Origin of the sequence: Rhodococcus sp. NPDC049939 (genome assembly GCF_040656415.1) — a bacterium.
Classification (GTDB): domain Bacteria; phylum Actinomycetota; class Actinomycetes; order Mycobacteriales; family Mycobacteriaceae; genus Rhodococcus_F.
In genome coordinates, this window is record NZ_JBFAMC010000003.1 from 285372 (window position 1) to 309836 (window position 24465).

Sequence of the window (24465 nt, forward strand, 5' to 3'; positions counted from 1 at the left end):
CGGCGAGTGCTCTCGACGGACGATCGGATCACCCATGTCACCGGACCACGCGCCCGCTGCCCACCTGCAGGCGTTCTCCGCCATGCCCGTTTCGACGCGCACACCGCTCCCATTGACTGCCGCCCAGACCGAGGTGTGGGTCGGGCAACGGCTGCATCCGGAGAGTCCCGTCTACAACGTGTCGATGGCCGGAGAAGTCAACGACCCGATCGATATCGATCGTTTGATCACCGCGATCCGCAGGACTGTGGAACGGACCGAAGCCGTGCACGTGCGCTTCGAAAAGGGTGAGGGCAGGGAACTGAGACAGGTTCCCCGCGATGCCTGGGATTGGACGCTGGAAGTAGTCGACCTGCGCGGCGAAGAGAATCCCGACGCGAGCGCTCGTGCATGGATGGATCGCGACATGAGAACCGTGATCGACCTCGGTGCAGACGCGCCCATGTTCCGGCAGGCTCTGCTTCGTACCGGCGACGAATCGCTGGTGTGGTACCAGCGTTATCACCACGCCATCATGGACGGCTACGGGGTCGCCTTGCTGGTCGCCGAAGTAGTCGAGCGATACGACAGCCCTGACTTCGAGGTCGAGCCTGTCCCTTGGCCTCTCGACGCTCTCGTCATATCCGATCACGAGTACCGTGCATCGAAGCGCTTCGCCGCTGACCGTGACTTCTGGATCCAGCAGGTGATCGATGCGCCCGAGCCGCCGAGGCTGCTCCCGCACGTCGTGGACGGCTCCGCTATCCCGATCTCCGCCTTGGTCGAGATTGACGGTGAAGACGCCGACCACCTCTACGCCTACGCCGCGGACGCCGGTATCAGGCGGACTCGCTTGCCGATGGCTGCCGTCGTGGCATACATCCACCGCATGACGGGTGTACGCGACCTCATGCTGTCGTTACCGATGACCGCCCGGGTGGGCCGCGACATGCGCCGCATACCCGGAATGTGCTCGACGATCCTGCCGCTACGTGTGCAGGTCGATCCGGACATGACAGTGGGCGAGTTGGCGAAGCGGATCGACACCACCCTCATTTCGGTTCTGCGCCATGGCCGCTATCGTGGTGAGGATCTCGCCCGCGATATTCGGTCGATCGATCCGGATCGCCAGATATTCGGTCCCGGAATCAATTCCATGATGTTCGAGCATCCGTTGACGATCGGAGGCTTCCCCACGCGGGTGCGAAGCTCGGCCACCGGGGTGGTGCGCGACCTCGACTTCTCGATTCGCGGAGGGCAGGATTCCGAGCCCATCGAGATCGACCTGCGGGCGCCTGCCGGGCAACATGTCGAACTCGAGGAGCACCGTCGTAGGCTCTCGCACTTCTTGAGTCAGTTCGTCGCCGAACCTTCGCTGAGCATTGCGTCGCTCGATCCGATGACGCTCGATGAGCGCAGGCAGTTGCTCGAAGAGTTCAACGACACTGTCGCTCCACAGGAATCGGCGACAGTCTCTGCGTTGTTCGAGGCGCAGGTGGCCAGCACCCCGGATGCCGAGGCGCTCGTCTCGGGTTCGGTGCGCCTCACCTACCGAGAACTGGGAGAGCGTGTTGCGCAGCTTGCGCATCACCTGCGGTCGCGGGGCCTGGCATCGGAAGAGGTTGTGGCGGTGGGTCTGCCACGATCAGCCGAGATGGTGATTGGGCTGCTGGCCGTCATGTGCGCCGGGGGTGCGTTCGTACCGCTCGACCCGTCCTGGCCGCTGGATCGGCGTAGGTCGGTGCTCGCGGATGCCGGGGCTTCACTCGTTCTCACCGGCCCCGGTGGCGTAGCCGACGCTGGGGAGTGGGCAGTGCCAGTCGATCTCGAGGATTGGGCGTATGCCGCGCAGCCTCCGGGGCTTCCTGTTGAGGCTGTTCAGGGTTCTTCACTGGCCTACGTCATCTTCACCTCAGGTTCGACGGGCCGCCCGAAAGGTGCCATGATCCGGCACGAAGCCGTGTGCGCACGACTGCTGTGGCAGCGCGACGAGATCCTGCACTTCGGCCCCGGGGACGCGTCGCTGTTCAAGGCCCCGCTTTCGTTCGATATTTCCGTGAACGAGATACTGCTGCCCCTCGTGTCGGGTGGGCGATTGGTCGTGGCCGAGCCAGGTGGTGAACGTGATCCCCAGTACCTCCTGGATCTGATCGCACGCGAGTCGGTGACATTCGTCTACCTGGTGTCCTCGATGCTCGACGTCTTGCTCGAACTGTCCCGTGGAACGGATCTGCTGTCCGTGCTGAAACACGTGTGGTGCGGTGGCGAGGTTCTCACCCCGGAACTGTTCGAGAGATTCAGGGCCCAGCTCGCGACCACGCTGTATCACGGCTACGGCCCGGCGGAGGCGACTATCGGTGTGTCGCATGTGATCTATCGATCCGAGGCGGCACGGATCGCGACGTCGATCGGCCGGCCGAACCCGAATACCCAGCTGTACGTGCTGGACGAGCACTTGAACCCGGCGCCGATCGGCGTCGGTGGTGAATTGTATGCGGGCGGATTCCTCCTCGGGCGCGGGTATGTGAGTGCGCCCGGGCTCACGGCAGCCCGGTTCGTTGCCAATCCCTTCGCATGCGACGGGTCGCGCCTGTACCGGACGGGCGACCGAGCACGATGGACCGCGGACGGATCACTGGACTTTCTCGGCCGCGCCGACAACCAGGTCAAGATCCGGGGCATGCGCCTGGAACTCGAGGACGTCGAGGCGGGGCTGGTGTCGCATCCGAGTGTCCGGCACAGCGCCGTCGTCGTTCGCCAGATTCCTTCCGGCGCGAAGTATCTTGCGGCATACGTGGTCGCGGAACAGGGCGCTGACCTGGATATCGCCGACCTGAGGGTGTGGGCGTCGTCGAAGTTGCCCGAGTACATGGTGCCGTCGGCGTTCGTCATCCTCGACAGCTTCCCGCTCACACCCAATGGGAAGTTGGATCGCAGGGCACTCCCTGAACCCGACCTTGCTGCGGCGAGCGAGGACTTGGCGCCGCGAACCGCGGTCGAGGAAAGGCTGTGTGCGCTCATTGCCGGCGTCCTCGGGGTGGAGACGGTAGGCGTCACGGACGACTTCTTCGCCCTCGGCGGTGACAGCATCATCGCGATCCAATTGGTGAACCGGGCTCGACAAGAAGGGTTCTCGATCAGCCCCCGAGAGGTCTTCCAGCTCCGCACGGCCGAGGCCCTCGCCCGGATACAGGACGGCCGCGTTCGAGTCGAGGTCGACTCGGAGGATGTCGCGGTTGGCGAGGTGCAATCCACCCCGATCCTGGCGCGTACCGGGAAGCGAGGCGCCGACGTCGCGGCGTTCCACCAGTCGGTGCTCGTGCAGACTCCCGCCGATCTGGCCGCGGAGACCGCCCGTATCGCCCTGGCCGCAGTCCTCGAAAGGCACGACGCACTCAGGGCCAGACTCGTTCGCGGTGCGCGCTGGATGCTGTCGGTGCCGGAGTGGGATCCGGCTGCAGCCCACGACGTGCTTCGCGTCGTCCAGTTCGACGGCAGTCAGGCGCAACTCGATTCGGAAACCCGTGCGGCTGTCGGTCGCCTCGATCCCGATGCCGGGGCAATGGTGCAAGCGGTCCTGTTCTCCGCCCAGGACGGTCCCGGGCGAATGTTGCTGGTTGCCCATCACTCGGTGGTAGACGGGGTGTCCTGGCGCATCATCCTCGAAGACCTTGCGAGCGCGGCCATGTCGGCGATGGCGGGTGACACCCCCGAACTCGCCAAGGCCGGGATGTCGCTGCGATGGTGGTCGGAAGTGCTGAACGAGCATGTGAGGGAGGGCGCGTTCGACCACGAGTTGCCCTTCTGGGCCGAAGCGATCGCCACTCCCGATCCGAACATCGGTTCGCGGGCATTGGATCCGCTGCTCGACAAGGCCGGAGACGCCGAATCCCTCACCGTGGCATTGCCATCGGAGTTCACACACCCGCTTCTCACATCCGTACCGGCGGCATTTCACGCCCAGGTGGGCGATGTGCTGCTCACTGGGCTTGCCGTGGCGCTACGAAAGTGGCGTGCCGCGAGCGGAGCCGGCACGGATTCGGGCGCGGTACTTCTCGACCTCGAGGGCCACGGACGCGAGGAAGAGGCGCTTCGTCGCGACGACGGAGGAGTGGTCGACCTCTCCCGAACCGTCGGGTGGTTCACCACCGTCTACCCGGTGGCGATCGACCCGGGGACGACGACAGCAGAGGTGGACCGCGAAGCGAACATGGCTCGCGCCCTGAAGGCGGTCAAGGACCAGCTGCGCCGGATTCCGGGGTCCGGGTTCGGCTACGGGGCGCTGCGCTATCTCGGCATGCCGAGACCGGAACTCGAGCGGGCACCGATCCCACAGGTGCTGTTCAACTACCTCGGCCGGGTGCCGTCGGCGGTGGACGTCGACTGGCTTCCTCGTGCCATGAGCGGCGCCGACGACCCGCGCATGCCGCTCGGCCATGTGCTGACCTTCGATGTGATCGCGGAGGAGGGCCCAGACGGCCCGGCCCTGACCACCACGATGACCTGGGCGCCCGGGATTCTCACGCGCGTTAGCGTCGAGGCGCTTGCCGAGGAGTGGACAGCTGCGCTCCGGGTACTGGCCGGAGCGCAGCGCCACGGTGGGCATACGCCCTCGGACTTCCCGCTGGTCTCGCTGACCCAAGTGGACGTCGACGCACTGGCAGAGCTGACCACGCCGGCGGCGCCGACAAGACTGGTGGAAGTCTTGCCGCTGACGCCGTTGCAGGAGGGGATCTACTTCCAATCGGCTTTCGAGGACGCCAATTCCGATCCCTATGTGGTGCAACAGGTGATCGAGCTGACCGGACCCGTCGATGCGGCAGCGTTGCACCGTGGACTTCAGACAGTCGTCGACCGGCACGCCGCTCTCCGCGTCGGAGTTCAGGCGGTGTCGGACGGCCGGATCGTGCAGGTTGTCCGGGACGACGTGCGTGTGCCGATGGAAGTGGTGGACCTGACCGCAGAAGCGGAACCGGCACAGCGGGTGGATGAGTTGCTGGCCGCCGACCGGGCCATCGGGTTCGACCTCGGACGCGCGCCCCTGGTGCGCTACACGCTTGCAAGGATCGCCGACAGGGATATGGACGGAGTCGCGGCACAGAAGTTCCTTCTGCTGCAGTCGATCCACCACGTCGTCGCGGACGGCTGGTCGGTACCGGTCATGCTGCGTGAACTGATGGCGCTCTACAGCGCCGAGGCAACACCGCCGACACTCCCGACACCCACGCCGTACCGTAGCTACCTCGAGTGGCTCGGGGCCCGGGACCGTGCGGCATCGCTTGCCGTGTGGCGGGAAGTACTCGCCGATCTACCGGAACCCGTGGAGCTTCCGAATCCACTGCTGCAGGGCCAATCCGGTATCCGCAAGATACGGATGCAGCTTCCGTCGGAAGATACTGCCGCACTGACCGCAATGGGTCGCGCTCGCGGACTGACGCTCAGCACGCTAGTCCACGGAACGTGGGGACTGGTTCTGGGACGGTTGACCGGCTCGGAGGACGTGGTGTTCGGGTCGACGGTATCTGGTCGTGGAGGCGATCTACCCGGTATCGCGACCATGGTGGGCTTGTTCATCAACACGATTCCGACCCGGCTGCGATACCGGCCCGCCGACACGGTGGTGGAGACCCTCGCCCGGTGGCAGCACGAGCAGTCGACGCTGCTCGACCACCAATATCTCGGTCTGTCCGACCTGCGCCGGGAAGCCGGACTGCACAACCTCTTCGAGACGCTGGTCGTCTTCGAGAACTATCCGCTCGGGGAGGGCGCCCTCACCGATCCCTCCGGTGCCGTGCAGGTGACGGACATTCGATTCGACGAACGCCCGCCGTACCCCATGACCTTGATCGTCGTTCCCGGCGGCGAACTCACGCTCGACCTCGAGTACGACGCGGCGCGCATCGACGAGACGACCGCGATCCGGTTCGCGGAGTCGACGGTCGCATATCTCACCGAGTTGACCAGCGACATGGACCAGAGTGTGTCACGAGTCGCGCTGGCCTCGCGTGAGTCGATCGACGTGGCACGGCGCGAAGTACGGGTGGGGTTCCCCCGGACGACGGTGACGGCCCTCCTCGATGAGCAGGCGAAGCGGACACCCGACGCCGTGGCGGTTGTGAGCGAGGACGAGCAACTCACGTATGCGCAGTTGCATGAGCGGGCCAACCGTCTGGCCCGGTTGCTCGTCGAGCGAGGGGTGACACCGGAGTCGAAGGTGGCGGTGGCTTTGCCCCGTTCGCTGGACCTGATGGTCGCTCTCCTGGCGGTCGGGAAGGCGGGCGGTGCATACGTGCCACTCGATACCAGCTACCCCGTAGACCGATTGTCGTACATGCTCGATGACGCCGAACCGGTGTGCCTTCTGACCGACTCGGCTGCACCATTCGCCGGTGTCGACGTTCCACAGGTCCGGGTTTCCGATGCCGTGGGCTACTCGTCCGAGCCGTTGTCCGGTGTCGCGCTCGCTCCGCAGCACCCGGCTTACGTGATCTACACCTCGGGATCGACGGGTCGCCCCAAGGGGGTTGTCGTACCCCATTCCGCAATCGTCAACCGATTGCTTTGGGAGCAGCGCTTCCGGCCGATGACGCCCTCGGACAACGTGTTGCAGAAGACTCCCTCGAGTTTCGATGTGTCGGTCCCGGAGTTCTTCGGGCCGCTGCTGTCCGGCGCGACACTCGTCCTGGCGAGGCCGGACGGTCACAAGGATCCGGCGTACCTCGCGGATGTCATCATCCGGCGGTCGATCACACGGGTGCGGTTCGTCCCGTCGATGCTCGAGGCGTTCCTCGCCGAGCCTGCCGCAGCCCGATGCACCGGATTGCGAATCATCTCCTGCAGTGGGGAAGCGCTGCCGGTGACGTCGGCCCGGCGAGTCGCCGAAGTTCTGCCCGGAGTGGAACTCGACAACCTCTACGGTCCTACCGAGGCGTCGGTCGAGGTCAGCTTCGCGGCGTCCGTCCAGGGAATCGAAGCCTCGGCGCCGTCTGTGCCGATCGGCCTGCCGACATCCAACACCGGTCTGTACGTGCTCGACCGCTACCTGCAACCGGTGCCGGATGGTGCTTCGGGTGAGCTGTATCTATCTGGGGCGCAACTGGCCAGGGGGTATTTGGGCAGGCCCGCACTCAGCGCCGAGCGTTTCGTGGCTGACCCATTCTCTGCTACGGGATCTCGGATGTACCGCACCGGTGACATCGCTCGAATCGGCGCGGGGGGTGCTGTCGAGTACGTCGGTCGGGCAGACGATCAGGTGAAGCTACGAGGCTTCCGCATCGAACTGGGTGAGATCGAAGCTCAGATGGCCGCGTGCCCCGGTGTGCGGCAGGCGGCCGCAATCGTGCGCTCGGATCGGCCGGGCCTGCAACAACTGGTCGGGTATCTTGTCGGTGACGCCGATCCGGACGATGTTCGACAGCGCCTGACTGCCACCCTGCCGGAGTTCATGGTGCCGGTCGCGTTCGTCACGCTGGCGGAGTTCCCGGTCAGCCCGAGCGGCAAGCTGGATCGCAAAGCCCTGCCTGCGCCAGACTTCTCGGCGCATGTCACTACCACGCAGGTTGGCGTGGCAACGGTTGACCAAAGTGGTGTGGCAGCGGTGCTGGCCGGCCACTATGCCCAGATCCTCGGCCTTGAAGCAGTGGGCCGCAGTGATGACTTCTTCGCGCTCGGCGGCGACAGTATCCTTGCCATTCGCCTGGTGAATCTTGCTCGCCGCGAAGGGATCACGATCACTCCGCGGCAGATTTTCGAGCATCGAACGCCGTCTGCACTGGCAGGAGTGGTCAGCGGGTCCGACATAGCCCCGGTCGCCGCAGTGGACGACTCCGGGACCGGCGTCGCGTGGCCGCTTCCGGTTGTGCACCGGCTCTCGGAGTGGAGCGGCGGAAAGAACCGTTTCAATCAGGCGGTACTCCTGAACACTCCGGCCGGCACCAGCACCGAGGTGCTCCGGCGCGCCCTGCAGGCGGTACTCGACCACCACGACGGCCTGCGTCAGCGGCTCACTCGGCACGCGCCGGGGGTGTGGTCGCTCGAGATCACCGAATCAGCGGAACTGTCTCTGCGACGCATCGATGTCACCGGTCTCGATGACGCCGCGCTGCGTGAATCGGTGTCGGCGGAATCCGATGCGGCCACCGATCGCCTCGACCCCGACAGCGGAGTCATGCTCTCTGCGGTGTGGTTCGACGCCGGTCCGGACGACCTCGGGAGGCTCCTGCTCGTCGCTCACCACCTCGTGGTCGACGCGGTGTCGTGGCGGATCCTGGTCGAGGACCTGGCCATGGCGTGGGTGGCCGCCGACAACGGTCAACCCGCGGCACTCGACCCGGTGGGCACGTCGCTGCGCGGATTCGCGCGCGTACTCACCGAGCAGGCACACGAACCCGCCCGGCTCGGGGAGCTCGATCACTGGCTGCAGGTCACCGAACCCGGTGCGGAACTGGTACCCGGTGCCACCGGTCATGCGGTTGTCAGCAGCGGAGCACGGCGCACCGTATGTGTGGACGCCGAGCTCACGAAGACCCTGTTGACCAAGGTTCCAGGAGTCGTCGGCGCCGATGTCACCGATGTGCTGCTCGCGGGGCTGGCTCTGGCCGTCGACCGGTGGTTCGCCGGCCGCGAGCACGGTCCGGACCTGCTGGTGGACCTCGAGCGGCACGGACGCGAGGAGTTGGCCCGGGGCGTGGATCTTTCCCGCACCGTCGGCTGGATCACCAATGTCACCCCGGTCCGGTTGGGCAGTCAGGGAGATGCACTAGAGACCCTGAAGGACGTCAAGGAACGGTTGCGCGGCGCGCCCGACGGCGGAATCGGCTACGGGATGCTCCGGTACGTCAACGCCAGTACCTCGAGAGTGCTCGCGGCAAGGTCGGAGTCGCAGGTGCTGTTCAACTACCTTGGCCGCATGCCGCAGGTGGAGACCGGTGTCTGGACGAACGCTGCCGAATCCGATTCCTTGGCAACCGATCCCGACGGAGACTTGGGCGGACCCTATAGGCTCGTGATCAACGCGCTGTGCGAGGAAGCCGAGCACGGCGCCGAACTGCAGGCCGTGTTCGCCTGGTCGGAGGACGACCTGAGCGAGGACGATGCGATCGCGATCAGCGACGGATGGGTGAGGGCGCTGCGTGATCTCGCCGGCGCCGCGGCCGCACACGACGGGCCGGCGATCTTGACCCCGTCCGATCTCCCGCTGGTGACGCTGCAGCAGCGAGAGATCGATCGGATAGTGGCGGCCAGTCCTACCGGGGTCGACACGATACTGCCGCTGTCGCCGCTGCAGGAGGGCCTGTACTTTCAGGCCGGGTTCGACGCCGGATCCGACATCTACACGGCGCAGTTCACCCTCGACTTCGGGCATCGCCTCGACATCGAACGCCTCGCCGGCGCCCTACGAACTCTTCAGCGCCGCAATCCCACTCTGAGAGCGGGTTTCGTCAGCGAAGGACTCAGCGCGCCTGTGCAGTTCGTCGCTTCCGGCCTAGACATTCCGATCGTCGAGTTCGATCTCCGTGGACTCGATGAGGGCGATCGAAACGCCCGCGCTGCCGAGTTGGCGGCACAGGATCGGCTGACGCCGTTCGATCTCACCTCACCCCCGCTGTGGCGGGTCATGGTTCTGCGTCTGACGGACACGCACGATCGCCTGGTGGTCAACCGCCAGTTCCTGCTGTGGGACGGATGGTCCAATTCGATCGTGGTGAGCCAATTGCTGGCTCTCTACGAATCGGGTGGCGACGACTCCGGGTTCGGGTCCCCCGAAGGTACATTCGAGGACTATCTGATCTGGCTCGCCGCGAGGGACACCGGCGACGCCGAGGCCGCATGGGCCGAGGCGCTGCGCGGGCTCGAGGAACCGACACTGCTCGCGGTGAGTTCCCCAGCGGATCCGCAGCCGCCCCGCCAGTATGACGCGGTTCTGCCGGAGGAGCTGAGCGAGCGACTGCGCGCGAGCGCAAGGGGTGCAGGCGTCACGCTCAATGCGGTGCTCAGCGCAGCTTTGGCCGTCGTTCTCGGGGTCGAGACGGGGCGGCAGGACCTGGTCTTCGGCACCACCGTCGCCGGTCGCCCGCCGGAGGTTCGGGGGCTGGACGGGGTGGCTGGAATGTTCTTAAACACCGTTCCCGTCCGGATGACGTTGCGTCCGAACGAGAGTGTGGTCGACCTACTGCGCCAGACACAGTCCGACCGGTTGTCGCTGAGCCCCTACGACTATCTCGGGTTGGCATCCATTCAGCGGGTCACCGAGCATCGCCGGTTGTTCGACGTGTTGTACGTGCTGCAGAACTTCGTGGACGAGAAGCAGGTGTCGGCCCTCAACGATGCGCACGACATCAGTGGCGGCGACAGCATCGATCACACCCACTACCCGGTCACGGTCGTCGTGACGCCGGGGACGAGTGTGAAAGTGAAGTTCGAGTTCCACCCCGAGACGGTCGCGGACTATCGCGTCGAACGCATGCTGTCGCGGTTCGTGTCCGTGCTCGAGCAATGGTCCACCGACATAACGGGCTCGCTCGCAGGAATCGCGGGAGCCGCGGATCCATTGCTCGCCGAGCCGAGGCCGCTACCCGACGCGACAGTTGCAGACTTGCTCGGGGATATCGCGCGCGTTCAGCCCGACGAGACTGCGCTGGTCTTCGGCGACCGGACCGTGAGCTACGCCGAACTCGATGCCGATGTGAATCGGATGGCCAGGCTCCTGCTCGGTCACGGGGCAGGTCCCGAACAGATCGTGGCTCTTGCCCTGCCCCGGTCGGTGGAGATGGTGGTGGCGCTGTTCGCGGTACTGCGCAGCGGTTCGGCATACCTGCCGCTCGAACTCGATCACCCGGCAGAGCGCTTGATCGGAATGCTCGAGGACGCGGGCCCGACCACACTGGTGACCACGTCGTCGCTCGCGCAGACCCTGGCCGCGGCCGCGGTGGACGTGCTGGTCCTCGACGAAGTGGACTTCGAGGCAGTCCCGTCCGCGCCACTGTCCGATGCCGAACTCCGCGGTTTCGCGCCCGGAAATCCCAGGCGACTCGAGCACCCGGCATACGTCATCTACACCTCGGGATCGACGGGCAAGCCGAAGGGTGTCGTGACCGGGTACCGCGGTCTGACCAATATGCAGCTCAATCACCGTGAGGCGATCTTCGACCCCGTGGTGAGAGCGACGGGTGGACGGCGACTGCGAATCGCGCACACCGTGTCGTTCGCCTTCGACATGTCGTGGGAAGAGTTGTTGTGGCTGGTGGAGGGCCACGAGGTACACATATGCGACGAGAACCTCCGACGCGATGCCGAGGCCCTCGTCGCCTACTGCGACGCCCGCGAGATCGACGTCGTCAATGTGACGCCGACGTACGCGCAGCATCTCTTCGAGGAGGGGCTACTCGAAGACAGCCTGGGCCGCCACCGGCCACCCCTGGTGCTGCTCGGCGGCGAGGCAGTGTCGGATTCGGTGTGGAACCGGTTGCGCGACACCGACGGGACCTTCGGATACAACCTGTACGGCCCGACCGAGTACACGATCAACACTCTCGGCGCGAGTACCGCGGACAGTGCCACGTCGACGATCGGCGCGCCGATCTGGAACACGTCAGCCTACGTGCTCGACCCTTGGCTTCGTCCGGTTCCCGACGGTGTCACCGGCGAGTTGTACATCTCCGGGGTCGGGTTGGCCCGAGGCTATCTGGGCCGATTCGCGCTGACGGCGGAGCGTTTCGTGGCGAACCCGTTCGAGGAGTCCGTACGTATGTATCGGACGGGCGATCTGGTGCGTCGCCGCATGGACGGAAACCTCGACTACCTCGGCCGCACCGACGATCAGGTGAAGATTCGTGGTCATCGGGTGGAGTTGGGCGAGATCTCCTCGGCGCTCGAATCGTTGGACACTGTGCGCCAGGCGGCTGTCGTGGTCGATTCGGGCCCCGGTGGATTCACCCGATTGGTCGGGTACGTGGTGCCCGCAAGCCCTCGTGGCTCGCAGGGTGCCGACCAGTACCGTCCGGCGCTGCGTGGGCTGTTGCCCGACTACATGGTGCCGGCTGCGATCATCGAGGTCGACAGCCTGCCGATGACGATGAACGGCAAACTCGACGTCAAGGCGCTGCCGTCCGCGGATGAGGTTCTGGGTGCCCGCGGCGGCGAACGGACGCAGCCGCGCACCGACACCGAACGCATCCTGGCGGGTCTGTTCGGAGAGGTTCTCGGGATTCCGGTTCCCGGCGTTGACGACAACTTCTTCGATCTCGGTGGTCATTCGCTGCTCGCGACGAGGCTGATCAGTCGTGCACGGAGTGCGCTCGAGGCGGACTTGACCATGCGTGATCTCTTCGAGGCACCCACTGTCGCGGAGCTGGCTTCCCGCATCGGCAACGACACGAGCTCGAAACGGCCCGCCCTGGTAGCACGGCCGAGGCCCGAGCATCTGCCGCTCTCTGCTGCGCAACAACGACTCTGGCTGTTGCAGCAGATCGACGGGGCATCTGCTGCATACAACTTCCCGATCGTCCTGCGGCTGCAAGCAGCACTCGACCCGGAGTTGTTCGAGCAGGCACTGACCGACGTGGTGATGCGACACGAGTCTTTGCGGACGGTCTTCGGGGAGCACGACGGCGAGCCGATTCAGTTGATCCTGAACGATGTTCGCCCCGAGGTGACCGAGTGCGACGCCACGGAAGCCGAACTCGCCCAGTTGGTCGCGGAGACCGTGGGCCGCCCGTTCGACCTGGGCGCGGAGATCCCGATCCGGGCACGGCTGATCACGGTCGCGGGGGAGCAGGTGCTGGCGATAGTGCTGCACCACATCACCACCGACGAGTGGTCGGACCGCCCATTCCTGCGCGATCTGATGACTGCGTACTCCGCCCGGGCGCAGGGAGCGGCGCCATCGTGGGAACCGCTCGGCGTGCAGTATGCCGACTACACGCTGTGGCAACGAGATCTGCTCGGTGACCCGGACGACCCCTCGAGTGTCATGAGCGGTCAACTCGGCTACTGGGCGAAGACACTCGATTCGATCCCGGAGGAATTGGCGCTCCCCACCGATCACACTCGTCCCGCCTGGCCGAGTTTCGCGGGCGGAGCAATCGAGATGGCACTCGACGCCGCGACCACACGGGCCCTGCGGTCTCTCGCACGGGCGTCGGGAGCCACCATGTTCATGGTTCTGCACGCGGCGTCCGCAGCGCTGCTGCACCGGTTGGGTGCGGGCGATGACCTGCCGCTCGGCGCGCCGGTCGCCGGGCGCAGTGAGCAGGGACTGGACGAGCTGATCGGCTTCTTCGTCAACACCGTGGTGTTGCGGACCGACGTGTCGGGCAATCCCACGTTCGACGAACTGCTGGCTCGAGTCCGCGACATCGACCTGGCGGCCTTCGCGAATGCGGACGTCCCCTTCGAAACCGTTGTGGAGAGGGTGAATCCCGCACGCACTCCGGCCCGGAACCCGCTGTTCCAGGTGATGGTCGGCTACCACACCCGGGCGTCCGACTCGGTGGTTGCGGAAGGGGCCGTCCCGGTCTCGTTCGAAGAGCGCACGGCCAAGTTCGATCTGGTGTTCAACTACACCGAGTATCTGGACGCCGAGCGGGTGGAATTGCGCCTCGAGTACGGCTCCGACCTCTTCGATCGCGATACCGCGACGAAGATCGCGCGCCGTCAGATCGCGGTGCTCGATGCACTGGCGTCCGATTCCGGTGTGGTGATCGGTGATCTCGACGTCTTTGTCGACGACGAGCGTGATCTGGTGTTGCACGGGTTCAACGACACTGGGCAGGAGGTACCGGAGGAGACGTTCTTCGAGGCGTTTATGCGCCACGTCGCGTCGACCCCGGAGGCTGTCGCTGTGATCGACTCGCACGGTCAGGTGACATATGCAGAACTGAGTGACCGAGCCGAGCGCATTGCCGCACTGTTGCATCGGCGCGGTGTATCCGTCGAAAGCGTGGTGGGATTGGCGCTACCGCGGTCGATCGAGATGGTGGCGACAGTCGTCGGTGTGCTCAGGCTCGGAGCGGCGTACCTGCCGCTCGATCTGAACCACCCGGCAGAGCGCATCTCCTACATGCTTGCCGATTCGGCCGCGCAGGTGTTGGTGACAACGGTGCGGGAGAGCACCTACATCACCGAGGCAAACACACTCGACCGTGTTCTCCTCGATGATCCGTCGATCATCGCCGAACTCGACGCCGCCGGTGGTGTGGACCTGCCACAGCCGCCGAGCGGCCTGAACCATGCCGCGTACGTCATCTACACATCTGGTTCGACCGGCAAACCCAAGGGCGCGGTCCTTACTCACGACGGAATTCCCAGCCTCGTCGCCACGGCCGAGGAGAGAATGCGACTGGTTCGCGGCTCGGTGGTGATGCAGTTCGCCTCGATCGGATTCGACGTCGCCGTATTCGAGCTGTCCATGGCGCTGTGCACGGGTTCGCGTTTGGTGATCGTGCCGGACGAGTCCCGTGTGGCGGGCCCGGAGCTCACCGACTTCATGGCCGAACACGCTGTGACGCACGCGATCATTCCGCCGTCGTTGATGGCGGCGCTACCGCCCGGATGTGACGTCCCGGCAGGATGCACGGTGCTGGTGGGTACGGAGACCGTGCCGCCCGAGCTGATCGGCCGCTGGGCCGAGCGGCTGAATCTGTTGGCGGCATATGGTCTCACCGAAGCCACCGTCAACAACACCCTGTGGCAGGCCCGGCCTGGATGGGACTCGGCAGTACCGATCGGAATTCCTGATCCCAACGAGCAGGCGTACGTACTCGACGATCTGCTGAATCCGGTTCCGCCCGGAGTGGCGGGCGAGTTGTACATCGCCGGACGCGGTCTCGCACGCGGATACCTGGGAAAGTCTGCCCTCACAGCCGGACGATTCGTATCGAACCCGTTCGGTGAGGCTGGATCTCGGATGTACCGGACCGGTGACCGTGCGCGTTGGCGGGCGGACGGAAACATCGACTTTCTCGGACGTGTCGATGATCAGGTGAAGATTCGCGGATTCCGTATCGAACTCGGCGAGATCATCGCGGCCCTCGGTAGCCACGCCGATGTGAAACAGTCGGCGGTGGTGGCAGATCGAGAGAGCGACATAGTCCGGCTCATCGGCTACGTGACCGTGCCCGATGGTCGTGGTGCCGAGCAGGTGGATCCTCAGGCAGTCCGCGAACACACCGCCACCCGATTGCCCGACTACATGGTCCCGACCCTGGTCGTCGTTCTCGATGGCGATCTGCCGCTGACACCCAACGGTAAGCTCGACCGCAAGGCGCTTCCGCGCCCGGACTGGTCGGCGCTGATCGGAGACGGCGTCGCGCAGACCCCGGAGCAGAAGGAGATCGCCGACGTATTCGCCGAGATCCTTCACCTCCCGTCGGTCGGAATCCACGACAACTTCTTCGAACTCGGCGGAAACTCCATGGCGTCGATGAGGCTGGTAGGCCGCCTTCGTCGGCGGTTCGGTGTCGAACTGAGTATCCGGGACGTGTTCGACAGCTCCACTGTGGCTGGTCTCTCGGCGATCGTCGCCGACGCGGGCAGATCCGGCCTGCCGGTGTTGTCGCCCGCAAACCCCAGGCCGAACGCGCCGGCGCTGTCCGGACCGCAACGGCGGTTCTGGAAGCAGTTCCGTGCGGACGGCGCAGAGGCGCAGGCAAGCCATGCTCTGTCGGTGCAGATTCGCGGTGCGGTGGATCCCGAGGCCCTGGCGCGGGCGCTCGACGATGTCGTATCGCGGCACGAACCCCTGCGCACCGTGTATGTCGACGTCGGCGACTCCGTGGTCGCGCAAGAAGGGGCTCGTCCGGTTCTCGAAATCGTCGACGTCGGCGACGGTGACGTGCACAGGGCGGTCTTCGAGTTGGCGCAGGAGCCGATGGACCTCACCGAACAGGCACCGCTGCGTGCGCATCTCGTGGGGGCTGCGGACGGTACGCAGGCGCTGCTTCTTGCGATGCACTACATCGCCGTGGACGAATGGTCGGTGGTGCCGCTGCTCGGTGACCTGATGGGCGCGTACGTCTCCAGATCGGATGGCCACGAACCCGACTGGGAGCCACTGCCCGTCGAGTACAGAGATTATGTCGTCTGGCAAGAGGCACTGTCCGGCGACCCTGCCGATCCGGGCAGCCGGTGGTCTCGCCAGCTCGCTTACTGGCGTCAAAGATTGGAGGGCATGCCGCCCCGGCTTGCGCTACCGGAACCGAAAGGGTCGCGAACCCCGACGTCGGAGATTGTTCCGGTCGAGATCGATGCAGAACTGCGCACTTCGATCGAAGCGTTCGCGCGCGATACGGGAACCAGCCTGTTCATGGTGCTGCAGGCGGCTCTCGCGACCGTGCTGACCCGCCACGGTGCCGGCACGGACATTCCGCTGGGATCGCTCGTCGCAGGCCGTTCCGAGGAAGCGCTCGATGCGATGGTCGGCTGCTTCTTCAACATCGTTGTGTTGCGGACGGATACGAGCGGAGATCCCGGTCCGCTGGAGCTTCTGCGGCGAATCCGCGAGTCGAACCTCGAAGCGCTGGACAACCAGGACGTGGCTTTCGCGGACGTCGTGGATGCCATGGGTGAGATCGCACCGGTGTTGCGCCCGCAAGTCATGCTCATCCACCACGAGCAAGCGAGGCTCGGTCATCTCGACGCGCTAGGTGCCTTGATGCCTGTGCCGGTGGGTGTTCCGGATGCGGATCTGACGCTGAGCTTCTACGAACCGGTCGCCGACGGACCCGTGCACGCATACTTCTCGTTCTCCTCCGAAGTCCTGGACGTCGAGACGGTCCGTTGCTGGGCGTCGGAGCTGTCGGCGCTGGTCGTGGAGTGGGCTGGAGACTGTGGATGATCGAGGGTGATCGAAGCCTCAATTCCTGTGAAGAATTGGGTCTGAGTTGAACGATTTGCGGCTTGTTACTGAACCCTAAATAAGGATAGGCTTCGCTACAGTTTCCAACGGACGGTGGCTGGGCCCAGTGCGGCACGGCGTCGAGGACGGATTGCGAATTATGAGTGAATCACCGGGAATTGTCGGTACCGATCATCTTCCAGTGCGGGATATCGTCGGTGTCGGGTTCGGGCCCGCGAATCTCGCACTGGCCATCGCCATCGAGGAACACAACGCCTCCTGCGCGTTCAGCGAGCGAATCAGCGCACAGTTCTTCGAGGCGCGGGACCGATTCGACTGGCATCCAGGAATGCTGCTCGACGGTGCCACGATGCAAATCGCTTTCCCTAAAGATCTGGTGACATTCCGCAATCCCCGTAGTGAGTTCACGTTCTTCAACTACCTCTTCGAGCAGGGACGTCTCGTCGACTTCGTCAATCACCAAACGTTCTTCCCGACGCGGCACGAGTTCAACGACTACCTGCAATGGGCGGCGAGGCGAGTCGAAGCCGACGTACGTTACAGCACCGCAGTGGAGGCAGTGCGCGGAATCCGGGATCAGCGCGGGGTCGTGGACCGGCTCGAGGTCAGGGCAGCCGACGGCACCTCGGTTGTCGCGCGCAACGTGGTGATGGGCTTGGGCCTTCAGGAGCGAGTCCCCGAGTGGGCCAATCTCTCGGCGCGCTGTTTCCACAACCATCAGTTCCTCTTTCGTGTCGGTGAGATGCCGGCCCCAGTCCATCAGCGGTTCGTCGTCCTCGGTGCAGGGCAGAGCGCAGCGGAAATTGTTCAGTACCTGCACAGCAACTATCCCGAAGCTGAAGTCCACAACGTCTTTTCGCGCTTCGGCTACAGCCCGGCCGACGACAGCCCCTACGCAAACCGCATCTTCGACCCCCAGGCCGTCGACGATCTGCACGGCGCGCCCGAGGCAGAGCGGCTGCGCTTGCTGGACACTCACAGGGGAACCAACTATTCGGTTGTCGACATCGAACTCATCAACGAGATCTACGCGACCGAGTATCAGGAACGGGTCCGCGGACATAGGCGTCTGTTCATGCGGCGTGCCTCGGAGGTGGTAGCTGTCGAGGAAACGTCGGACGGGATCGAGGTGGCTGTGCACAGCGCACTCGACGGCCTGACCGACACGCTCACATGTGATGCCTTGATCCTGGCTACCGGGTTTGCGCCTGCACCTCTAGAGCCTCTTCTCGGTGACCTGGCGCCGAGAACCGAGCCGCCACACGCCGTGGGCCGCGATTACCGGTTGGCGGTTTCGCGTGAGATCGAAGCGGGAATCTATATGCAAGGCGGGACCGAGAAAACGCACGGAATTACGTCGTCGCTCCTGTCGAACGTGGCCGTGCGGGCAGGAGAGATCGTTACATCTGTTGTAAGAAGGCGTGGTCGTAGCGGCACGCTTGCTACTGTGAATGCACAGGACACGTACGCGACAAGCGAGGCGAGATGAGCACCAATCCGTTCGATGACGAAGAAGGCCGCTTCTACGTGCTGGTGAACGATGAGGACCAGCACTCCCTGTGGCCCACGTTCTCTGAGGTGCCAGCAGGCTGGCGAGTGGTTTTCGGGGAAGAAAGTCGGGCCGCGTGCCTCGAGTACGTGGAGAAGAACTGGACAGATATGCGGCCGAAGAGCCTGCGTGAGGCCATGGAGGCGGACGAGAAATCCAGAGTCGACAAGAGCTGAGTTCTTGTCGACGCCGCCTCGCTTCGACGTCGTCGGACGACCGTCGGGTTAGACACCGGCGGTCGTTTGCGTTCATTTGTGGGGCGGCAGAGTCCGATTTGTCACGACGGGGAAGCTGCGTCGCTGTTCATACCACGATTCGGTTTTCGAGCGGTCTCCGTCGACGTTCTTGAAGACAGGGCGCCGGATGTCGTCTACTCGCCGCAAGATGCGCGGTTTCCGCATGGTCCGGGCAATCCATTCGCCGAATGTGACACCCGCTGCCAGAGCGCAGCCGATACCGAACGCAGACAGCAACGCACTGAGTCCGATCAGCACTTCATCGTTCAGCAGGGAGTACAGACCCCGATACAGAGACAGCCCAGGCAGTAGTGGCGTGATCCCGGCCACCACGACCACTAGAGGCGGCGTCAGTGCGCGGCGGGCAATCAGACCACCGGCGAATCCAACTACCGTGGCAGCGAGTGCGGAAGCGATGACCGGTCCGACACCGAACCGCTGCGACACCATGAAGACCAGAGCACCGGCGGCACCGCCGATCCACGCGGCTGTGAGCGCACGTTTCTCGGCATAGCAGGCCAGCGCGTAGAACAGCGATGCGAATGCACCAGACATCACCAGGATGGGCAACCGAGCGGGCTCAGCGACCTCGACATTGACAGGTGGCAGCGTCGAGCCCAGCAAGCTGGTCAGACGAAGCGAGAGGGCCACACCGGCGATGATGCCGCCGGTCATCATGAGAACCTCGAAGAACCGGGCCGACGCGGTGATCGGTGCGCCGGTAATCGCGTCCTGTACGGAGCCGACCAATGACAACCCGGACAGCAGCACTACCACGCCCGCGGCGATGATCTGCGATGGTCTGATATCCACACCCAGCTGTTCCTGGAACGTGTACAGCGTCGCGGCAGGGGTAGCTGCGATGAGACCTCCCACCACCTGCTGGAAGAAGAACGGCAGACCAATGCGATTGAGTACTAGGTTGACCCGGTAAATCACCATCGTCGTCAGGAAGGCGACGGATGCGACCAGCGCGCCACCACCGACCAACACAGAGATCGACGCCGCCATCGATGACCAGGCCAATGTTGCGATCCACCGGTTGTACGGGTGTGGGGCAGTCGTCAACCTGTTGAGGGACTCGAGCGCTTCTCTCGGAGTGACGGCTTCCCGGCGGATCCGTCGTGTGAGTCGGTCGACGGCCGCGAGCCGGGTGAAGTCCATCGACCGGTAGCGCACGATCCTCATGGTGCTCGCCGGGGGGAGTGTCTGCCCGCGATGCGCGGACAGCACGATGGAGTTGTACGTGACATCTACGTCGCACTTCGCAAGCCCGTAGGTCGCGGCGATGAACCGCACGTGCTCAGCGGTGTCCATCGCGCCGGTGCCCGACGCGAGCGACACCTCACCGATGCGAACGGCGAGGTCGAGCACTTCGGCTACCGCCGCGTCATCGGTGAGATCGATCGGTTGCAGAGGAGACGGTGCAGCTGTGACCACATCGACGGTGGCGCGACTGTTACCCGTCAGGCACTGAAGAGATTCTGTGAGTTTTGCCATACTATGCGTCGGAGACAAGATCTTTCTCGGTCAAATCGGTGCTGGAGAGTGCAAGCTCGAGGGTGTCGTGGCGAAACGTGGAAATCACCTGATCATGGACGACACGGAATGCGGACGCCACGATACGCGATTCTGCGGGATTGGTGGTTGACGTGGCTTCTTGCTCGACCACCAGAACGCCGTTGTAGTAATACATCCTCTTGGGAATCAAGGTAATTCCGGCCGTCGATGCCCACTCTCTCAGCGCGGGAAGCCCTTGGCTGGCGCCCGTCGGGCCACCCATCTCGATGTCATCGCTCGACAGGGAAAGCAGTGTGTCGATATCACCGGCGTTGAGGGCGTCGTGCCAGGCGAGAACGGTGGCGATTTCCGAGGTAGTCATGGCTTCAACGCTATCCAATATGGGCGAAAGTAGGCGACGTTGTTGCTATGGATATGATGGGCGCGCACGTACGCCTCCAGCGCACGTACGCCTCCTTAGCTCAGTGGTAGAGCACTCGCCTTGTAAGCGAGCGGTCGTCAGTTCAATCCTGACAGGGGGCTCCGCTTCTGCGGCAGAAAATCCGCAGTCAAGGCCCGGTTTCCTACAAGGAAGACCGGGCCTCACGCATTCTCTGCCACACATTGCTGACCCAGGCCGTCGACATGACAAGCGGCCCGCCACCTCACCCGAGGCGGCGGGCTATTTCGAGTCTCGGGAGCTAGGTTCAGCACTCGCCATTCGCGGCCGCATGCAGCGACGCAATGATCGCAGCCTGCTCGCTGGGCGTACTGTCGCCCCACGGATCGCCCTCGGTATGCACCGTGAAGTTCTCCGTCGAATCTTCCGCCGTCATCTGAATTAGCGCGAGGACCATCTCGACGTCGTTGGTATTCAAGGCCGACAACGTGGCCTTCGCCTCGGTGCATACCTCCGCCATCTTGTCCGCCGACTCGGTGATTGGCGCGTTCACCGCTGTCGTGAGGCCGGCCTCCGTTACCTCATAGATGCCCGTGGGCTCCTCGGGCGGAGTCGCACTCGTAGTCACTGACTCGGTGGTTGTCGCTGCGACGGGCGTAGCGCTGGAATCAGCCACGTCGTCGGCCCCACCCGACGAGCAACCCGCGAGGAGCAGTGCTGCGGGGGCGAGGAGTGCGAAAATTGTCCGTTTCATCCGGGTATCAAACCATTCGGTCTGCCCTCACGATTATCCTCCCCTCGCGATCTGGCGCGTGAAGCCTTGCGCGTCCTTCTCGGAACCTGTGAATGCCTCACCCCCAGGAAGGTTCGGAGTTTCGACGACCATCGGAAGCGGACCGGTTGGGGCGCTTCGGCGGCTCGGGGTTCAGTACCCCGCGAGGTCGACCACGCACCGATCGACCGCCTGTACGCGCGGGTCACTCGTTTGTATACCCAGCGAGTCGCTTGCGTCAGGCCAGTTCGAGTCGCTTCGTGCAGAACGTGTCGACGAGTAGGCCTGGCCCTCTAACACCACCCACACATCCCCTCGACTCTGTATGTTCCCGCCCGTGTCCACGATCGTTGCGCCGAAGAAAGTGAGGCGTCCGTCTTCGATCACCGTTCCGTTGGTCAGACTCTGATTAGGTTTCGTCAGACCAGACGCGACGAAGTCGACGAGTGATTGGTCTGCGGGTTTGCATCGCGGATCGGACATTGAATCAGGAGCCTGTGCCGCGGCGTCGGTGTCATCCACCGGCGGGTCAGCCATCAGCATGACGATAGCGAAGATCGAAAACGCGATTGCCAAACCGAACAGTACTTTCTGCCAGATCGGACGTCTCTTCCCCGGATCGCCTCGAGTCTCGGTCATGCGCGTATCAAACCATGTGTCCTGTTACGTCGTAGGGAAAATGAGAGCGTCAAGTCATCTTCGATGCCTCCCACGCCGTATCCGGCTGGTCACTGGCAGTAGGAGCCGTGATTGCAGACTATTGACAATAGTTGGAACCAGATATCAGATGATCCGAAACGTGCTTCGACCCAAAGTCGATTGTGGGTTGATTGCCGGCCGGGTGGCGTTGGGTGTTTGCTTCCCTTTCGCGCGCCACAGCTTGTCTGAGGAGTGAGGTGTTGCGGACGCACGACTTACAGGAGTTGGTCGATGGTCTCGCGGCGCGGCTGCAGCGATCCGTCACTGTCACCGACCCGGAGATTCGAATTCTTGCCACTAGCGCCCACTTCGGCGACGAGGACGAGGCCCGGGTTCGGGCCGTGCTGGCTCGGGTTGCCGTACCCGAGGTCTATCGACACATCCATTCCTTCGGGGTCCGCAGTTGGAGCGAGCCCGGTACCGTTGCTGCCGCGCCGGCGTTGGGCTTCAAGCAGCGATTCGTGATCCCGATCCGGCAGGGAAGAACCCTGCTGGCGCTGCTCATGATTATCGATCGAGCCGAGAGCGGCCTCACCGACGTCGAACTGAATACGGCGATGCAGACGACTCGAACGATGGTCGGCATTCTCGATCGCGACCAAGCAGACCTGCAGCGCCGCCGGGCGCACCGGTCCAAACTCCTCTCCGACCTTCTCAGTGACAACGACGCCGCCCGAGAGCAGGCTCGCTCACAGGCAGCCCAGATCATGGGCGGTCCTGTCGAACATGCCGTGGTCATGACGATGAAGATCGGTAGCCCTTCGCAATACGGCGCTGAGCTTGCTCTAGAGGTCGACGCCGGACTGGCGAACGTGGAGCTGAGAGAGGGCTCTCGACTGGCTCACATGTGCCAGGACGGAATTGCGACGATTTGCTCAGTTGCCGAACAACCACCAAGCAAGGCCGGCATTCGCGAGCAAGCAAGGCGCATCCTGGGCTCGGTGAGCTCACTTCTCAACGAGAGTGTTTGTTGCACAATGGGATTGTGCGATGATCCGACACGGTTGAGCATGATGCGTACGGCGCAGCAAAAATCACGGTTGGCCGCTGAGGCCGCAACTGTGCTCCCGCAGTTCCGACCGTTGGCGGCGTTTTCCGATCTCGGTGTATTTTCCGTCCTCTTGCGGCTGCGGCGCGAGGATCTCGAGGACGTAGTTCCGTCGAGTCTGCGCCGACTTCTCGAGGACGACCCTCACGGTGTGCTCGGTGAGACGCTGACGCTGTACCTGGCCTCGGGCGGATCGATACCCGCCACCGCCCATCGCCTCAGGTTGCACCGGACGTCGCTTTACTACCGGCTGAACCAGATTGAAATGCAGCTCGAGCTGAGCCTCCACGATGGCGAAGCACGCCAAATTCTTCACCTCGGACTCAAGGCGATGGAACTACTGGACGCGTACTCCCGCTTGCAAGAAAAGTAAGCGCGAGAGCCACCTTCGTGATCGACTTCACAACCGAAGTGAATGTGGATCGACGAGGGCATTGCTACGAACCGTGGAAGTCGCAGTCCCCATCTCGCGACAAAACGCGGTGGTACGTCCCACCTCTCGCGCCGACGATTGCGGTAGGCATCCAGACAGGTTGCGAACACGACATCGAGCCGGCGAAAAGGAGAGACGTCATGACCAAGACGGCGGTGCGCCAATCCATCTACCAACCCGTGCAACCGGGGCTGAAGTTCCCCGACCTACCTACGTTCAAGTCTGCGGAGGAAGACCGTCGTCATCGAAAGGAACGCCTGGCGGCAGCGTGCCGCGCTTTCGACAAGTTCGGCTTCAGTTACGGGACCGGCGGTCACCTCACGGTCCGCGATCCTGAGAACCCCGATCTCTATTGGACGAATCCCTTCGCTGTGCCGTTCGCGCAGGTCAAGGTGTCAAACCTGATCCTCGTCGATCACAGCGGCACGGTCGTAGAAGGTAACTACGCTGCGAACCGGGCCGGCTTCGTCCTGCACTCGGCAATACATGAGGCCAACCCTGACATCGTGGCATCGTGCCATGCCCACACGGTTCATGGAGCGGCATGGGCGGCCATGGGGCGACTGCTACCGCCAAACACCCAAGACGTCTGTGTGTTCTTCGAGCACCACACCGTCATCGAGGAAGAAGCCGGTGCGATCGTGGTCGAAGTCGAGGCGGGCAAGGCTGTCGGCTCGAGGTTCGGCGACAACAAGGCCGTCATCCACCAGAACCACGGGCTGTTTTCGGCAGGAACGCACAGCATTGACGAAGCGGCCTGGTGGTTCATCGCCCTCGAACACGCCTGCCGGGTACAGCTGTTGATCGAGGCATCGGCAACGCCGCCGAAACCGGTCTCACCGGACGCAGCGAGGCACACCCGCCAACACTTCGGGACCCCGTACATGGGGTGGCTCAACTTTCAGCCCATCTACGACAGTCTTGTCCACGAGCAGCCCGATCTGTTGACCTGACGGGCACTCCGACCCTGAACCCGCTACCTTGCGGCGCGAAG

General features: G+C 64.1%; 9 protein-coding genes and 1 tRNA gene. 6 read left to right on the plus strand and 4 right to left on the minus strand.

The features are described 5' to 3' along the window. The first annotated feature begins 34 nt into the window (after window positions 1–34). From AB0I57_RS13595 to AB0I57_RS13605, 3 genes are all read left to right on the plus strand, one after another. The gene (locus AB0I57_RS13595) at window positions 35–16813 is read left to right on the plus strand and encodes an amino acid adenylation domain-containing protein (protein ID WP_358335699.1); all 16779 of its coding nucleotides are present in this window, start codon (window positions 35–37) and stop codon (window positions 16811–16813) included. 160 nt (window positions 16814–16973) lie between these two features. Then, window positions 16974–18323 (plus strand): SidA/IucD/PvdA family monooxygenase, encoded by a 1350-nt coding sequence (locus AB0I57_RS13600; RefSeq protein WP_358335701.1) that lies wholly within the window; start codon window positions 16974–16976, stop codon window positions 18321–18323. Further along, complete coding sequence (locus tag AB0I57_RS13605) at window positions 18320–18559, plus strand: MbtH family protein (protein WP_358335704.1); 240 nt, start codon at window positions 18320–18322, stop codon at window positions 18557–18559. Before AB0I57_RS13600 ends, AB0I57_RS13605 begins: the two co-directional genes overlap by 4 nt. Window positions 18560–18631: 72 nt before the next feature. Here the strand turns inward: AB0I57_RS13605 and AB0I57_RS13610 are convergent, their stop codons facing one another. Further along, window positions 18632–20119 carry a threonine/serine exporter family protein gene (locus tag AB0I57_RS13610; RefSeq protein ID WP_358335707.1) on the minus strand — a complete coding sequence of 496 codons (1488 nt, stop codon included), beginning with the start codon at window positions 20117–20119 and terminating at the stop codon, window positions 18632–18634. A gap of 1 nt (window position 20120) precedes the next feature. Then, complete coding sequence (locus AB0I57_RS13615) at window positions 20121–20501, minus strand: nuclear transport factor 2 family protein (protein WP_358335711.1); 381 nt, start codon at window positions 20499–20501, stop codon at window positions 20121–20123. A gap of 89 nt (window positions 20502–20590) precedes the next feature. Here AB0I57_RS13615 and AB0I57_RS13620 point away from each other — a divergent pair. Next, window positions 20591–20662, plus strand: a tRNA-Thr gene (locus tag AB0I57_RS13620). Between the two features lie 164 nt (window positions 20663–20826). On the opposite strand, the gene lpqV is transcribed toward AB0I57_RS13620, so the two are convergent. Both lpqV and AB0I57_RS13630 read right to left on the minus strand, forming a co-directional pair. Then, entirely contained in the window at window positions 20827–21273 is a 447-nt protein-coding gene (lpqV, locus tag AB0I57_RS13625) for a lipoprotein LpqV (protein ID WP_358335714.1), read from the minus strand. 171 nt (window positions 21274–21444) lie between these two features. Beyond that, a complete protein-coding gene (locus AB0I57_RS13630; RefSeq protein ID WP_358335716.1) occupies window positions 21445–21930 on the minus strand; it encodes a hypothetical protein in 486 nt (161 codons plus the stop codon). A 260-nt stretch (window positions 21931–22190) separates the two neighbouring features. On the opposite strand from AB0I57_RS13630, the gene AB0I57_RS13635 reads away from it, so the two are divergent. Further along, entirely contained in the window at window positions 22191–23411 is a 1221-nt protein-coding gene (locus AB0I57_RS13635) for a helix-turn-helix domain-containing protein (RefSeq protein WP_358335719.1), read from the plus strand. Between the two features lie 200 nt (window positions 23412–23611). After that, window positions 23612–24424, plus strand: coding sequence for a class II aldolase/adducin family protein (locus AB0I57_RS13640; protein ID WP_358335721.1), 813 nt, complete (start codon window positions 23612–23614; stop codon window positions 24422–24424). Window positions 24425–24465: the final 41 nt, after the last annotated feature.

Excerpts from the sequence above, each read along its gene's own strand:
- AB0I57_RS13595 (WP_358335699.1), top strand. The coding sequence starts at position 35 with ATGTCACCGGACCACGCGCCCGCTGCCCACCTGCAGGCGTTCTCCGCC.
- AB0I57_RS13600 (WP_358335701.1), top strand. The coding sequence starts at position 16,974 with ATGAGTGAATCACCGGGAATTGTCGGTACCGATCATCTTCCAGTGCGG.
- AB0I57_RS13605 (WP_358335704.1), top strand. The coding sequence starts at position 18,320 with ATGAGCACCAATCCGTTCGATGACGAAGAAGGCCGCTTCTACGTGCTG.
- AB0I57_RS13610 (WP_358335707.1), bottom strand. The coding sequence starts at position 20,119 with ATGGCAAAACTCACAGAATCTCTTCAGTGCCTGACGGGTAACAGTCGC.
- AB0I57_RS13615 (WP_358335711.1), bottom strand. The coding sequence starts at position 20,501 with ATGACTACCTCGGAAATCGCCACCGTTCTCGCCTGGCACGACGCCCTC.
- lpqV (WP_358335714.1), bottom strand. The coding sequence starts at position 21,273 with ATGAAACGGACAATTTTCGCACTCCTCGCCCCCGCAGCACTGCTCCTC.
- AB0I57_RS13630 (WP_358335716.1), bottom strand. The coding sequence starts at position 21,930 with ATGACCGAGACTCGAGGCGATCCGGGGAAGAGACGTCCGATCTGGCAG.
- AB0I57_RS13640 (WP_358335721.1), top strand. The coding sequence starts at position 23,612 with ATGACCAAGACGGCGGTGCGCCAATCCATCTACCAACCCGTGCAACCG.